Source organism: Shigella sp. FC1967, from assembly GCF_001743005.1.
Taxonomy (GTDB): domain Bacteria; phylum Pseudomonadota; class Gammaproteobacteria; order Enterobacterales; family Enterobacteriaceae; genus Proteus.
In genome coordinates, this window is the sequence record NZ_MIIZ01000843.1 from 1 (window position 1) to 16,454 (window position 16,454).

General features: G+C 38.7%; 10 protein-coding genes and 2 pseudogenes. 9 read left to right on the plus strand and 3 right to left on the minus strand.

The features are described 5' to 3' along the window. The first annotated feature begins 193 nt into the window (after nucleotides 1-193). Nucleotides 194-1,189, plus strand: a complete 996-nt coding sequence (locus BHE89_RS14340; protein WP_069367330.1) for a LacI family DNA-binding transcriptional regulator — start codon at nucleotides 194-196, stop codon at nucleotides 1,187-1,189. A gap of 22 nt (nucleotides 1,190-1,211) precedes the next feature. On the opposite strand, the gene BHE89_RS14345 is transcribed toward BHE89_RS14340, so the two are convergent. Continuing rightward, nucleotides 1,212-2,684 (minus strand): glycoside hydrolase family 32 protein, encoded by a 1,473-nt coding sequence (locus BHE89_RS14345; protein WP_069367331.1) that lies wholly within the window; start codon nucleotides 2,682-2,684, stop codon nucleotides 1,212-1,214. Nucleotides 2,685-2,954: 270 nt separating this feature from the next. Between BHE89_RS14345 and BHE89_RS14350 the strand changes: the two genes are divergently transcribed. From BHE89_RS14350 to BHE89_RS14385, 8 genes and pseudogenes are all read left to right on the plus strand, one after another. Continuing rightward, nucleotides 2,955-3,902 (plus strand): aminoimidazole riboside kinase, encoded by a 948-nt coding sequence (locus BHE89_RS14350; RefSeq protein ID WP_069367332.1) that lies wholly within the window; start codon nucleotides 2,955-2,957, stop codon nucleotides 3,900-3,902. A 231-nt stretch (nucleotides 3,903-4,133) separates the two neighbouring features. Continuing rightward, nucleotides 4,134-5,046 (plus strand): annotated as a pseudogene (gene rarD / locus BHE89_RS14355) (EamA family transporter RarD). 125 nt (nucleotides 5,047-5,171) lie between these two features. Next, entirely contained in the window at nucleotides 5,172-6,359 is a 1,188-nt protein-coding gene (purT, locus tag BHE89_RS14360) for a formate-dependent phosphoribosylglycinamide formyltransferase (RefSeq protein ID WP_069367334.1), read from the plus strand. Between the two features lie 262 nt (nucleotides 6,360-6,621). After that, on the plus strand, nucleotides 6,622-8,499 hold the full coding sequence (gene htpG / locus BHE89_RS14365; RefSeq protein WP_171729901.1) for a molecular chaperone HtpG: 1,878 nt from the start codon (nucleotides 6,622-6,624) through the stop codon (nucleotides 8,497-8,499). A gap of 181 nt (nucleotides 8,500-8,680) precedes the next feature. Then, nucleotides 8,681-9,325 carry an adenylate kinase gene (gene adk / locus BHE89_RS14370; protein ID WP_069367336.1) on the plus strand — a complete coding sequence of 215 codons (645 nt, stop codon included), beginning with the start codon at nucleotides 8,681-8,683 and terminating at the stop codon, nucleotides 9,323-9,325. A 165-nt stretch (nucleotides 9,326-9,490) separates the two neighbouring features. Further along, entirely contained in the window at nucleotides 9,491-10,492 is a 1,002-nt protein-coding gene (gene hemH / locus BHE89_RS14375; protein ID WP_128860574.1) for a ferrochelatase, read from the plus strand. A gap of 145 nt (nucleotides 10,493-10,637) precedes the next feature. Then, nucleotides 10,638-11,755: pseudogene (wzz(fepE), locus tag BHE89_RS14380) on the plus strand (LPS O-antigen length regulator Wzz(fepE)). 103 nt (nucleotides 11,756-11,858) lie between these two features. Beyond that, nucleotides 11,859-13,169, plus strand: a complete 1,311-nt coding sequence (locus BHE89_RS14385) for an inosine/guanosine kinase (RefSeq protein ID WP_069367345.1) — start codon at nucleotides 11,859-11,861, stop codon at nucleotides 13,167-13,169. Between the two features lie 118 nt (nucleotides 13,170-13,287). Here the strand turns inward: BHE89_RS14385 and ybaL are convergent, their stop codons facing one another. Both ybaL and BHE89_RS14395 read right to left on the minus strand, forming a co-directional pair. Further along, entirely contained in the window at nucleotides 13,288-15,048 is a 1,761-nt protein-coding gene (gene ybaL / locus BHE89_RS14390; protein WP_069367339.1) for a YbaL family putative K(+) efflux transporter, read from the minus strand. 238 nt (nucleotides 15,049-15,286) lie between these two features. After that, nucleotides 15,287-16,454 (minus strand): MFS transporter (locus BHE89_RS14395; protein ID WP_141008302.1); only part of this gene is annotated, 1,168 nt, incomplete at its 5' end.

A 16,454-nucleotide genomic window follows, 5' to 3' on the forward strand; every position in this document is an offset into this window, starting at 1 on the left:
TAAGTGATTTTTAACTATATTGAACCCATTTAAATAAGTAAAAAAATAATATATTTGGGTGCCTTTTTATGAAGTCATTAATTGTCGTATTTAGTTACAATATAATTCCCCTTGTGGATTTTTGACTTTACTTCTTGTAAAATAGCACTTTATTTCTATTGTCCCTTTTTAATAAACCAATCGAGCCAATGCTATGGCGTCACTGAAAGATGTAGCTCGACTTGCTTCCGTTTCTTTGATGACAGTCTCAAGAGCAATTAATAACCCTGAGTTATTAAAACCAGAAACACTGAAACAAGTCCAAAATGCGATTGATCAACTTAACTATGTTCCAGATTATTCTGCACGAAAAATTCGTGGGCAAGGAACAAAAGTGTCATCAATTGGTGTTTTAGCGATTGATACCGCCACGACACCATTTTCTGTTGAAATGATTTTATCCATAGAACAAACCGCAAGAGAATTTGGTTGGAGTTCATTTGTGGTCAATTTGACTGCACAAGATTGTTATGAAAATGCCATTTGGCAACTTTTGGCTCAACGCCCAGATGGGATTATCTATACCACGATGGGGTTGCGTGAAATCACGGTACATGAAAAGTTGCGTGATAAGAATTTAGTGTTAGCAAACTGTTTGGATAAAACCCACGCTTTTCCAACTTATATTCCTGATGATTATCATGGGCAGTACTTTGCGATGAAAAAAGTCATCGAAAAAGGGTATCGTCGCCCATTGTGTTTTTATATACCCACAGAGTCTGTTGCTGGTCCTATTCGTCGTAAAGCGGTTGAAGATGCTTGGCAAGAAGCTGGGTTGCCATTGGCGGATCTTCAACAATATACGATGATGTTTGGAGATGAGCACTACCGTGATGTCATTGAAATATTGAAAAAGCATTGTATTCATCAAAAAGCTGACTTTGATATCCTCATTTGTGGTAATGACCGTATTGCGTTTTTAGCGTACCAAGTTTTACTTTCTATGGGGTTACAGATCCCAGAGCAAGTGGCTGTTTTGGGATTTGATAATATGATTGGTACAGGAGAGTTGTTTTATCCACCCTTAACGACCGTACAATTGCCTCATTATGAATTAGGTAAAGAAGCGACGTTACATATTATTCAAGAACGAAACCATAAAGATACCCTACATGTACCTTGTCAATTAGTTGAACGTGAGTCTATTTAAAGACTCAGTCTTACTTATCTTCTCAATATGAGTAAATACTATTTAGCTGCCAATATTTACCATTAATCAATGTTGCATCACCATTCATGGCAAAAAGACGTAAAGCTTGAGTTTCTTCTTGAGCATAATATCGGCTACTAAGGGTAAATTCACCTTTGTTGACAAAGATTTCAATTGATGAGCGATCAATAAAAATACGTAAATTCAATTCATAACCTTCAGGTAATGGAATACTTCTCGCGCCACTTATGTTGTGCTGAGGATAATGACGGTTAAGAACGAAACGATGTGATTGATTATCGACAAAGAGCTCAAGACCTTCACCTAGCCATAAGCCAAATTTTTCAGCGTGGCTGTCTAAAGAGAACGTTAAATCGAGTTCGATAGCGGAAGCATTATTTATTAGCTCGATAGATTGATTACTGAGTGTAACAGGTTGAATCATCTGCTTTTTTTGGCGCAATGATTCGATTTCTTTAACGGGGATCATGCGTAAGCGATTTTTGGATTTATCAAAAGTGATTTCTCTAGGGAGGGTAAAGCAGCCAGACCAGAATTCAGATTTTGAAGGCATTGGTGAATTCCACATATCCATCCATCCCATAGAAACACGACGGCCATCAGGTGTCGTAAATGATTGTGGTGCATAATAATCATGACCATTATCGAGTTCAATAAAGTGACCTTGTGGTTTAAATGGTTGATTTGGTGACCACTGGCCAATTAATGCACCTGATTGAAAGAGATTGCGATATTGATAGCCTTCGGCGCGTTTTCCTTGTGGTGAGAAGACAATGGCAAATTCGTTTTCTTGACTAATAGGGAAGAAATCAGGGCACTCCCACATATAAACATTTTTATCATCTGTTTTCCCTAAAACAGTGTAATCGTTGTTCCACTGCTGACCCTCTACAAATAAGGTTTCGCTAGAGAAGAGTAGGACTTGTCCTTGATCTTTTTCATCACGCGCACCAACAACCATCCACCATTTACCTTCTTGATACCAGACTTTCGGATCACGAAAATGCATATAACCTTTAGGTGGCTCTAAGACGATCCCTTTTTTCTCGAAATGAATACCATCTTCACTAATAGCAACACATTGTGCTTCATAGATTTGGCTATCATCACCTTCGTCTGCTAACCAGTTGTGCCCTGTATAGAAAAGATAGAGTTTGCCTTCATGGCTAATTGCTGATCCTGAGAAACAACCACTTTTGTCGTAGTCATCTCCCGGAGTTAGTGCAATCGGTTGGTGTTGCCAGTGGATCATATCGGAGCTTGTGGCATGTCCCCAATGCATTGGCCCCCAGTCTTGAGAATAAGGGTGGTGCTGATAAAAGGCATGATATAAACCATCATGATAAATAAGACCATTAGGATCATTCAACCAACCTGCAGGCGCGGCTAAATGAAACTGGGGATAAAATTTATTACCTCGTTTTTCAATTAAAGTATTTAAGGCCTTTGTTGATTGTTCTAAGCGGTGTTTCATATCATTATCCTTATTCTATTTAGCGTGAATAGTGTGTTTTTAAGCGTACAGAAAAGGTAAGGAACAGATTAATCACACTATTACTCTTGTTGTTAACGATAACATTTAGAGTGAAAAAATACGATGTATGAAATTTACTTTATCATATTATCTTATTATGTTAACGTTATCAGTGTGGATTTACGAGCAATATCTTTATTTCTTCGTTATGAATAGTCATAGAAACAGAATATAGTTAAGAAAAATAATTGCTTATCTTCTGGAGAGATTATGAAAGTCTGGTCTTTAGGTGACGCTGTTGTTGACTTGATCCCATTGCAAAACATGCAATATGAAGCATGCGCAGGGGGCGCGCCTGTCAATGTTGCGGCGGGTGTGGCTAAACTGGGTCAAAAAAGTGGTTTTATTGGACGTGTCGGTGAAGATGCGTTCGGCCATTTTATGCAAAAAACATTGTTTGATCTGGGGGTTGATACTGGTTCAATGGAATTTGATGAGTTTCACCGTACCAGTACTGTTCTTGTCTCTTTGCAAGAAAATGGTGAGCGTGATTTTACTTTCTTAGTTGCTGAGTCTGCCGATCAATTTTTAACAGAAAAATCGTTGCCTGCGTTTGAAAAAGATATTTTGCATTTTTGCTCGTTAGCATTAGTTAATCCTATTTGTCGCTCAACCTTAGATTGTGCAATCAAAAATATTAAAGAAAGCGGTTCACTACTGAGTTTTGATATTAATTTGCGTCCTCAAATGTGGCGTGATCATGAAGAAATGCGCGAAATTATTGATAATTATGCGCATAAAGCTGACATATTAAAATTATCAGAAGATGAACTTACGTGGATGACACAAGAAGTGACATTGAATAATGCACTTAAAAAATTAGAAGATTATCCCGCTCGTTTAAAAGTGATCACTCAAGGCTCTAAAGGTTGTTTAGTTTTAACACCAAATACTCAAATCGCATTTAGTGCCTTTATCGTTGAATGTATTGATACAACAGGGGCTGGTGATGCCTTTATGTCGGGTTTGCTCGCTGCGCTTGCTGAATATGGGTTTGCTGAAGATGAACCATATTTATCAAAAATAGTAACGCAAGCGGCTGCTTGTGGCGCTTTAGCCACCACTCAAAAAGGAGCGATAGCAGCGGCACCCAGTCGTAAAAAATTACATGATTTTGTTCAGCAACAACCGCCTTTACATGTTAGGGAGATTTTCTAACATTTCACCCATTTTTTCTGGTTGTGGTTTTTACCACGGTTTTCCCTTAATGGAATTTTCCTATTCTCCATTTATAACGACTTTTCTCGGAGTGGTTATTTATGGAGATTTTTTTATCTTATCTCTATCGCCGTATTGATGTTTGAGCAATCAGCGATGCTGATCATATAGTTTCGCCCATTTTAAGCGTATGATATTCAATCTTATTGACTTTTATTGATGGAACATTAAATGTGGGCTCAATCGGGCGCGGTATTAGCCATTTTTTCTTATATTCTTTGGGGGATAACCCCTCTGTTTTATCGGCTGTTACCTGGCGCGCAACCATTAGAAATGTTGGCTCAGCGTTTGATCTGGTCTATTCCTCTTTTATTACTCGTACGACTCTTTATTAAAAATAGGACACGATGGTACGCTGTTTTACAAGATAAGCGCTCTATTTTTATGTGTCTATTTAGCTCAATGGCGATGGCCGTTTCTTGGTGTACATTTACCTATGCATTAACACATCAACAAGTATTAGAAGCGAGCTTAGGGTATTTTATTAATCCACTTTTCTCAATTTTTATTAGGCGTTATCTTTCTTAAAGAAAAGCTGAATCCAGCAGAAAAGTGGGCTGTCGTCTTAATCTGTGCGGGTGTGGGCTATCAATTGTGGATGTACGGCGAATTACCTGTACTCGCTATTATGATGGGAGGCGCATTTGCTGTATACGGTTTGATCCGTAAATTTATTCGTTTTGATGTGATCACTTCTTTATTTATGGAAACGCTCTGGTTAATGCCATTAGCAATAGGGGTTACTATTTGGTTATTGATAACAGATAAAAGTGCACTACCTTCTGCTGACAATCTGACGCGTTTTTATTATGTTTTAACCGCACCTGTCACTATATTGCCATTATTGTTCTTTACCGCAGCCGTTAAACGAACCACATTAACTGTCATCGGATTGGCGCAATATATTGAACCGACCATTCAATTTTTACTGGCTGTTTTCTTATTCCATGAAGCTTTTGATGAAGTAAAAGGCGTGAGTTTTTCGCTGATTTGGTTAGGGCTTTTATGCTGTATCTTAGCGCTTATTCGAAAACGCCTTAATTATCTAAAAATTCAAAAAGGAAAACGTAGCCAAACGGTGTAATTGTTTTATTTCCCTGCTTGATTATTTTTTTGTCTGGCTATTTTTCTATCACGCTAAATCCGTTATGCTATATGAAATGCAATCGTTTGCGTGGTTGCGGTTTTTATTAATGGCGAGGATAAAAAATGACAGTGCTGGGTACGGCTCTTACACCAAATGCAACAAAAGTGATGTTATTAGGTGCGGGTGAATTAGGCAAAGAAGTCGCGATAGAATGCCAACGATTAGGTATTGAAGTGGTTGCCGTTGATCGTTATCTCAATGCTCCTGCTATGCATGTTGCTCATCGCCATCATGTTGTAAATATGCTTGATAGCGATGCATTAAAACAAGTTATAGAACAAGAGCGACCGGATTTTATTGTTCCAGAAATTGAGGCTATAGCAACGACGTTACTGATTGAATTAGAACAAGCAGGGCAAAACGTTGTTCCTTGTGCGCGTGCTGTAAAGCTGACGATGGATAGAGAAGGGATCCGTCGTTTAGCCTCAGAAACATTACACTTACCTACATCAAACTATCAATTTGTTGACGATGAGGTGAGCTTTAAAAAAGCCGCATTAGAAATCGGCTTCCCTTGTATTGTAAAACCTGTCATGAGTTCATCAGGAAAAGGGCAAAGTGTTATTCGTCACGAAAACGATTTAGCTCAGGCTTGGACGTATTCGCAAGAGGGAGGGAGAGCAGGAAAAGGGCGCGTTATCGTAGAGAAAATGATCCCGTTTGATTTTGAGATCACGTTACTGACTATTCATGCTGTTGATGGGATCCATTTTTGTGCTCCTATTGGGCATCGACAAGAAAAGGGGGATTACCGAGCATCGTGGCAGCCTCAGAAAATGAGTGATATTGCACTTGCTAAAGCAGAGCATATCGCGAGTAAAGTGGTTGAAAACTTAGGGGGTTATGGTTTATTTGGTGTTGAATTATTTGTTCAAGGCAATGAGGTCTTCTTTAATGAAGTCTCACCTCGCCCTCATGATACAGGATTGGTAACACTCATTTCTCAAGATTTATCAGAGTTTGCTCTTCATGTTCGTGCTTTTTTAGGCTATCCCATTGGGGGGATCCGCCAATTAGGTGCTTGCGCATCGGCGGTTATTTTACCCGCGCTTTATAGTACAAATATTGTTTATTCTGGTATTGAAAAAGCGTTGAAGGCGGATCGCCAAATTCGCCTTTTTGCTAAGCCTGAAATTGTAGGCTCTCGCCGTCTTGGTGTTGTGCTTGCTCATGCTGATACAATAAAACATGCATTGGATGAAGCAATTGCAGGTGCTGACGCTATTATTGTCAATGACGCCCAAAAATAGCGATATAACATAAGATTACTTACCGCTAAGATGAGAACTTAACTTAGCGGTGAAGTCCTGCGTTAATAAAATACGCTTGAGAACAGAGAGAAAAACAGACAGTAAGTATTATCTGGATTCAAATTTTAATCATATAAGACACTTAATCATTTTTATTCGCTTAATTTTTTACTCAACCCTTGAAACTTGCTTAACTATCCCCACTTTTTACTCATATTGATTTTTTTTCGCCAAATTAGGATTAATTGAGGTAAAAATGAGTATGAAAGGTCAGGAAACAAGAGGATTTCAGTCAGAAGTTAAACAACTTCTTCAATTAATGATCCATTCTCTTTACTCCAATAAAGAAATTTTCCTTCGCGAATTGATTTCGAACGCATCAGATGCGGCTGATAAATTACGTTTCCGTGCATTATCAGATGCAGCGCTGTATGAAAATAACGGTGAGTTACATGTACGCATTTCCACTGATAAAGAAGCTCGTACTCTGACTATCAGTGATAATGGTATTGGGATGACCCGTGATGAAGTTATTGATAATCTCGGTACTATTGCAAAATCAGGTACAAAATCATTCTTAGAATCAATCGGACAAGATCAAGCTAAAGATAGCCAACTCATTGGCCAGTTTGGTGTTGGATTCTATTCTGCGTTTATCGTTGCAGATAAAGTAACAGTACGCACTAGAGCGGCTGGTGAAAGTGCAGATAAAGGTGTTTTTTGGGAGTCTGAAGGCGAAGGTGATTACACCGTTGCTGATATTGAAAAAGCGGAGCGTGGTACAGAAATTACACTTCATTTACGTGAAGGTGAAGATGAGTATTTAGATGATTGGCGCCTGCGTAGTATCATTAGTAAATATTCCGACCATATTTCTTTGCCTGTTGAAATTGAAACGAAAAATGAAGAAGACGGCACTGTAACATGGGAAAAAATTAATAAAGCGCAAGCACTTTGGACTCGTAATAAAGCTGAAGTAAGTGATGAAGAATATAAAGAGTTTTATAAACATATCTCTCATGACTTTGCAGATCCACTAAGCTGGGCACACAACCGCGTAGAAGGTAAGCAAGAGTATACAAGCTTATTATATGTGCCTTCAAAAGCGCCTTGGGATTTATGGAATCGTGAACAACGTCATGGTTTAAAACTGTATGTGCAGCGCGTCTTTATCATGGATGAAGCTGAGCAGTTTATGCCAAATTACCTACGCTTTATCCGTGGATTAGTGGATTCTAATGATTTACCGCTAAACGTTTCGCGTGAAATTTTACAAGACAGCTCTGTGACACGTAATTTACGCAGTGCATTAACGAAACGTGCATTACAGATGTTACAAAAATTGGCAGAAAACAAGCCGGAAGAGTATCAATCATTCTGGAAAGAGTTTGGTTTAGTCTTGAAAGAAGGCCCCGCAGAAGATTCATCTAACATTGAAACTATTGCAAAATTACTACGTTTTGCATCAACGCATAACGACAGTGATGCGCAAACAGTGTCATTGGAAGATTATGTTAGCCGTATGGTTGAAGGTCAGGAAAAAATCTATTACATCACCGCTGATAGTTATGCGGCTGCGAAAAATAGTCCTCATTTAGAGTTGTTCCGCAAAAAAGGTATCGAAGTACTGCTGTTATCTGATCGTATAGATGAGTGGATGATGAATTACCTGACTGAGTTTGATGGCAAATCATTCCAGTCTGTAAGTAAAGCTGATGAATCTCTTGATAAACTTGCTGATGAAGAGAAATTGGCAGAGCAAGAAGAAACAGATAAACAATTAGCTCCTTTTGTTGAACGTATTAAAACCTTGCTAGGGGATAAAGTTAAAGATGTGAAATTAACCCATCGTTTAACAGATACTCCTGCAATTGTGACAACCAGTGCTGACGAAATGACAACACAAATGGCAAAATTGTTTGCAGCAGCAGGACAACAAGTGCCAGAAGTGAAATACAACTTTGAGCTAAACCCAAATCACCCATTAGTGAAGAAAACAGCAGAACTTACGGATGACGCACTCTTTGCAGATTGGGTAAATTTATTACTGGATCAGGCTTTATTTGCTGAAAGAGGCTCTTTAGAAGATCCAAACCAGTTTATTCGCTTAGTGAATCAACTTTTAGTTCAAAAAGCGTAACTGTTTTCGTTTTCAAACATTTAAACCACGTTTCTCTGAAAAGAGAGCGTGGTTTTTTCTTTTTCGATAAAAATAAAATGCAATCGCTACCGTGATTTCTTGAGCGATGACCTCACAAAATGGTATGGTAATGCGTTTTCGAGTTTAAATATAAAAAATTAAATGCAAGGGGATTTACGCGATGCGTATCATTCTGCTAGGCGCTCCAGGCGCTGGTAAAGGCACTCAGGCTCAATTCATTAAAGAGAACTATGGTATCCCACAGATTTCAACTGGTGATATGTTACGTGCGGCAGTTAGTGCCGGTACAGAACTAGGACTGAAAGCAAAAGCACTGATGGATAATGGTCAGTTAGTGACTGATGAATTAGTTATTGCGTTAGTTAAAGAGCGTATCAAACAAGACGATTGCCGTAATGGTTTCTTGTTGGATGGGTTCCCAAGAACAATTCCACAAGCTGATGCAATGAAAGAAGCGGGTATCAATGTGGATTTCGTACTGGAATTCTCTGTACCTGATGAAATCATTGTTGAGCGTATTATTGGTCGTCGTGTTCACGCACCATCAGGTCGTGTTTATCATATAAAATTTAATCCGCCTAAAGTGGAAAATCGTGATGACGTGACGGGTGAAGAATTAACAACGCGTAAAGATGACCAAGAAGAAACAGTGCGTAAACGTTTAGTTGAGTACCATACTCAAACTGCACCGTTAGTTTCTTATTACCAAAATGAAGCTAAAGCAGGTAATGCGAAATACTTCAAAGTTGATGGTACACAAAAAGTAAGCGAAATTAATGCTGAACTAAAAAGTATCCTTGGCTAATTTCGTCATTATGATGACTAATCCCGGTTGAGCCGGGATTTTTTTTTATCTCTTTAAAATAAGGTAAAAAGACTGATCCAATAAATTGACAAGCACAATCTATTATTTTCCTTTATTCTTCTACTCTTTGGTTATCCTAATAAAATAACTCTAAGGAGTCATAGTATGAATGATGCTAAGTATGGTGTTCTTTTGGTTAATCTTGGCACACCTGATGCGCCAACAACGGGAGCTGTTCGACGTTATTTGGCTCAATTTCTTAGTGATCCTCGAGTTGTTGATGTTTCTCCTTTGATTTGGAAACCAATATTACAAGGGGCGATACTACCATTTCGCTCACCTAAAGTGGCTAAGTTATATCAACAGATTTGGATGGATGAGGGCTCACCACTTTTAGTTTATAGCCGAGCGCAACAACGGGCTGTTGCTCAAAGATTACCTCATATACCCGTGGAGTTAGGGATGTGTTATGGCAATCCATCACTCAATGAAGGAGTTGAAAAACTATTACAACAAGGTGTTGAGAACATTATTTTGTTACCACTTTACCCTCAATACTCTTGCTCTACTTCGGCTGCGGTATTTGATGGTGTTAGTCGAATTTTTAAAAATAGGCGTACAATACCCTCTCTTCATTTTATTCGTAGTTATCCTACGCATCCGCTTTATCTCAAAGCGTTAGTCACCTCTATTGAGAAAAGCTTTCAGCAATATGGTAAACCCGATCGTTTAGTTCTCTCTTTCCATGGTATTCCTGAGCGCTTTATCAAAACGGGTGATATTTATTATGATGAGTGTTGCCTCACAACAGAAAAACTAAAAGCGCAATTAGAAGAGCAGTTAGGTTATCCTAAAGAACAGGTCATGTTGACATTTCAGTCACGCTTTGGTCGTGAACCTTGGCTATCGCCTTATACGGATAAAACGATGGAAAAGCTGGGAAGTGAAGGGGTTGAACATGTGCAGGTTGTATGCCCAGGATTTTCATCTGATTGCTTGGAAACATTAGAAGAAATTAATGAACAGAATCGAGAGTTTTTTATTCATGGTGGTGGTAAACAGTACGAATACATTCCTGCATTAAATGATGATCCAGAGCATATTGACTTATTAGAAGCGATGATCAGAGAGGTATGCGAAAAAATAATTACTGAATTCGATAAATAAAAATTATCGGATTTGATGATATATTAATTTGATCATATTTCAGTTATATATAAACTTATCTTTTCTCATTTTTTAAGTCTTTTTAGTGGAAATCACTAAAAGTGCTGATAAACGGACACTGCATTACATAAATTTAGGCAGGAAAATGAATAGTAAGCTTTCAAAACCACAATCTTCAGAAATTGATAAAGGACATTTTGACGATTTCTATCTAAAACAGAATGATGAAATCGATCTTTTTGAATTATTTTCTGTTATTTATAAATCAAAATTTGTCATTATTGGTATTACGTTATTATTTGCTATCGTTGGCTTTACTGTTGCAAGCTTTTTACCACAAAAATGGACGAGCCAAGCTGCAATTACCAAGCCAATGCTGGATGAAATGAAGCAATTAAGAGCAACATTGACTGAGCTTAGCTTAGTGGATGTTGATACAGGTGTGAATGGTTCATCTGTTTATCAAAAGTTTATTAATAACTATAACTCTCGTGTATTACGTGAAGAATATTTAGTGAGTACAGATTATTACAAAAACTTGTTGGCAAAAATGGAAGAGCCAACGCCACTGGATAAACGTAGATTAATTGAAACGATAGTAACGAAAGATATTAATTTAAAAGCTTCAGATGCTAAAAATAGTGAAGAAGAATTTAGTGGTGAAATTAATCTCAGCTTTACCGCCCCAACGCCTGAAGAAGCTTACGATTTACTTTCTGGTTATATTCGCTTTATTTCGACTAAAGTACGTGTAGAAGTAAAAGACGAAATTGATGATCAAATTGAGCGTAAGTTAAGCTTTGCGCAAAAAGCCTATGAGATGGATTTAGAGCGTATCGCTAATGCGCGTAATGTGAATGTGCAACGCCTAAAATATGCGTTAGAAATTGCGAATGCGGCGGGAGTGAAAAAACCTATTTCCAGTGAAGGTGCACAAATTAAAGATGACCCAGATTACTCTATTGCTATGGGTTCTGATGCATTAAGTAGCAAATTAGCGATCACTGAAGCGATTACTGACCCAACAACGGTGAGTGCTGATCTGAAAAACCGCTTATACAATATGAAGCAATTAGAAAAAGTAAAATTAGATGATCTTCAATTTGTACCATTCAAATATATGCTGAAACCTTATGAGCCAACTAAAAAAGATGCACCTAAACGTGCCCTGATTTTAGTTGTGCTGCTTTTGTTGGTTTCATTCTATCTGTTATGGGTGTTTTACTGAGCTATATGGCAAGAAGCCGTCGTAAAACCGCATAAAAATATCTTTAAATAAGTAGGTGTACGGACGTACACCTACTGCCTCTCCCACAATATTGTGTTAACATTGCGCATCTTTTTTAGCTGTGTAGCATTGTTCACAATGAAATTCCCTGGCAAACGAAAATCCAAACACTATTTTCCCGTTAGTTTACGAGATCCTTTATTACAACCCATCATCAATATGACGGAGAGCGAATCTTCTCGCGCTTATATCGTAGGTATTGACCAAACCTTGGTTGATATTGAAGCGAAAGTTGATGAAGCGTTTATTCACCGTTATAACTTGAGTCAGGGACACTCTCTTGTTATTGAAGATGATGTCGCAGAGGCACTTTATCGTGAGTTAACAGACCATAATCTGATAACACACGAATTCGCGGGTGGCACTATTGGTAATACGTTACATAACTACTCTGTATTGGCTGACGATCGCTCGGTGTTATTAGGCACTATGTGTAATAACATTCAGATTGGTAGCTATGCTTATCGTTATTTATGTAACACATCTAGCCGTACTGATCTTAATCACCTCCAAGGTGTTGATGGTGCTATTGGGCGCTGTTTTACGTTGATCACTGAAAATGGTGAGCGTACGTTTGCGATTAGCCCGGGTCAAATGAATCAACTTAGACCTGAAAGCATTCCTGAAGAGGTGATTGCAGAAGCTTCCGCATTGGTATTAACGGCTTACTTAGTTCGCTGTAAACCCGGTGAACCGATGCCCTTAGCGACCATGAAAGCGATTGAGTATGCGAAAAAATATGATGTGCCTGTCGTTCTCACGCTTGGGACAAAATATGTGATTGCAGATGATCCACAATGGTGGCGTGATTTCTTAAAAGAGCACGTTTCTGTTGTCGCAATGAATGAAGATGAAGCTTTTGAATTAACAGGACATGCGGATCCTCTGTTGGCTTCGGATGTTGCTTTAGAATGGGTTGATTTAGTGCTTTGTACCGCGGGACCTGCTGGGCTTTATATGGGCGGTTATACAGAACACGACTTTAAGCGCCAAACTACGCATCCTTTATTACCAGGGGCAATTGCTGAGTTTAATCGTTATGAATTTAGTCGTGCAATGCGCCGTAAAGATTGTGAAGAGCCGGAGAAAGTGTATTCTCATATTGAGCCTTATATGGGTGGTCCTGAAAAAATCATGAATACAAATGGTGCGGGCGATGCGGCATTATCAGCATTACTGCATGATATTACAGCGAATAGCTATCATCGTATTAATGTGCCTAACTCAAGTAAGCATCCACGGACTTATTTAACTTATTCATCATTAGCACAAGTGTGTAAATATGCTAATCGAGTGAGTTATCAAGTACTCAGTCAGCACTCTCCACGTTTGACGCGTGGTTTACCTGAAAAAGAAGATAGTTTGGAAGAAGCCTACTGGGAACGTTAATTTTGTCTTGTTTCTAAATCTTCTTTTGTTAGTGTGAAATAAAAAACCTATCAATATTTATTGATAGGTTTTTTTGTTAACTTAAATTCTGTGGATTTAAGTGACTCACTGTATGTGATTATTGCGCAGCACTCGGTGCAATGATTTGTTGACCGTTTTCAGGTGTTTCATCAATAGCACAGCCAAATTCAACTTCTTTAATTAGCATATTCGCCATTGCCGATGCCGTTTGATCTTCATCGATAATGACGTGATTAGCCCCTTTTTCAATAATAAAAGAAGCTTCTTCATCATAGTTAGCACGCACGATAATATCGTCAAAATGCGCACGAACAATGATATTCAAATCCGGGTTCATACTTCTTGCCGTTTCAGCGATATCTGCAGCTTCATAACCATTAGGTATCGTCAGTAATAAAGATTTCGCACAATCAATACGGGCTAAAGCAAGTGACTCTTTTGTTGATGCATTACCCAGTACGGTATTTAAACCTTTCTCTTTTAATTCAGCGAATTTATTACGGCTATTTTCGATAATAACTAATGGAATAGATTGAGTTAATAATTTATCAGCAAGCATGCTTCCTGCTCGCCCATAACCGACGATAATAGCGTGACCACAAATATCAACAGGAACAGGCATCTCTTCTTCCAGCTCTTCTTGTTGTAACTGTTCCATTTCTTCTTTGGTTTCTGTTTTTGCCAGATAGCGATCTAATAAAGAGAACAGAACGGGGTTTAGCATAATAGAAACTAAAGCACCCGCTAAAACAAGATTACGTGCATCTGGTTCTAAAACGTTTAGCGCGACACCGAGACCCGCAAGAATAAAGGCAAATTCACCAATTTGAGCAAGGCTGGCTGAAATGGTTAAAGCGGTGCGTCTGGAATGCCCAAACATTCGTACAAGGACTAATGCAGCGGCGGATTTACCAATAATAATGATAGCCAGCGTTGCTAAGATACCAAACGGATGCTCAATTAATACCATTGGATCAAATAACATGCCGACAGACACAAAGAACAGAACCGCGAAAGCATCTCGCAACGGTAAAGTATCTTGAGCCGCTCTGTGGCTTAATTCAGACTCATTAAGCACCATGCCTGCAAAGAATGCCCCTAATGCGAAAGACGCATCAAATAAGGTTACAGCGCCATAAGCAATACCTAAAGCAAGGGCGAGTACACTCAGTGTAAACAGTTCACGAGAGCCTGTTGCCGCGGTTTTAGCTAAAATCCAAGGAATCAGCTTACGACCAATAATCATCATGATTAAGATAAAGGCCACCACTTTACCGATAGTGATACCTAAATTAATCATCAGTTGAGAAACATTAGTTTGATCGCTACTTTCCAGCATATTGGCAATAGCAGGGAGTAGTACAAGGGCTAACACCATTGCTAAGTCTTCAACAATCAACCAACCAATAGCAATTTGACCTCGTTGGCTATCAATCAGGCCTCTTTCTTCAAGTGCTCGTAAAAGAACAACAGTACTTGCTGTTGATAGACACAAACCGAATACAATGCCACTAAATAAGCCCCAGCCAAAAAATGCGGATAATCCCAATCCTAATAGTGTTGCTACTGCAATTTGCGCAATAGCACCTGGAATAGCGATCGCTTTTACTGCCATCAGATCTTTTAACGAAAAGTGTAAACCTACACCAAACATTAGCAGAATAACGCCAATTTCAGCGAGTTCAGGCGCGAGGGAGGTATCAGCAACAAAGCCGGGAGTAAATGGACCGGCAAGTACACCCGCAGCAAGATATCCTACTAAAGGTGAGATTTTTAGCCGTTGAGCAATCATGCCTAAAATGTAAGCAAGTGCTAACCCACCAACAATGGTGGTAATGAGAGGTGTTGAATGCGGCATCAATTCTCCTTCTTTTTATAAAACTACATGTATCGGGGGGCGAGTAATATAGCAGGCTGATAGTTTAACGTATTCATGCAATAAATTCGCTAAAAATTATCGATTATTTATAAAAATAGCGAGTTGACTGGTTTTTTTGATGCAAATGCGATTTTTTATGTTATTTTAATCAGTCTTACCTTTTAAAGTAAGAAATACCCTGTTACTCATTCATTTAGATAACAGGGAGAATTACAAGTTATTCAGTTTTATCTACCCTAAAATTAGGGAGAAATAGGGTGAAAATACCTAATAGTGGGAGATAAGCACAAATATGATAGACATATTCAATACTCTTCAGATCTGCAATATAACCTAATACCGCAGCACCAATCCCTCCCATCCCAAAAGCAAGCCCGAAGAAAAGCCCTGAAACCATGCCAGTTTTGCCCGGAATTAATTCTTGAGCATAAACTAAGATAGCAGAAAATGCTGAAGCTAATATTACACCAATGAAAACAGTAAGCACGCCAGTCCAGTAAAGGCTGGCATAAGGCAGTATTAGCGTAAAAGGTGCAACGCCGAGAATAGATCCCCAAATAACATATTTTCTGCCAATTTTATCGCCTAGGGGACCACCAATCATGGTGCCAGCAGCGACAGCAAAGAGGAATACAAACAGGTGAATTTGTGCATTTTGTACTGAAACGCCAAATTTATGTATTAAATAGAAAGTATAGTAGCTACTGATGCTTGCAAGATAAAAATACTTAGAAAAAATCAGAATAAGTAAAATGGCCAGAGAGCCTAAAAGGGTTTTACGTGGCAATCGTATTTTGTTGTTTAGTCCTTTAGATTGTTTTTTCTGAGCTTCTTGTTGAATTTTATACCAACGGCTAACTTGTAATAGCACTACAATGGCTAGCAATGCAGCAAGGGAGAACCAACCGACATTGCCTTTGCCATAAGGTGCAATCAGTAAAGCTGCCAAAAGAGGGCCTAAAGAGCTCCCTAAATTCCCGCCTACTTGAAAGAGTGATTGTGCAAATCCATGTCTTCCACCTGATGCCATTCTAGCAACACGAGATGACTCAGGATGAAAAACAGAGGATCCGGTACCGACTAATCCTGCAGCAAGTAATAACATTGGGAATGTATTTGCAAAGGCGAGGAGAATAAGCCCTGTTAGCGTAAAACCCATACCAATGGGTAATGAGTAAGGCTTAGGGTATTTATCAGTATAGAGCCCAATAAAAGGCTGCAATAAGGATGCTGTAATTTGATACGTCAACGTTATCATCCCTATTTGTACAAAACTGAGAGAAAACTCAGATTGCAGCATAGGGTAAATAGCTAATATCAATGATTGGATCATATCATTGAGAAGATGATGAAAACTGATCGCCGTTAAAATACTAAAAACCGTA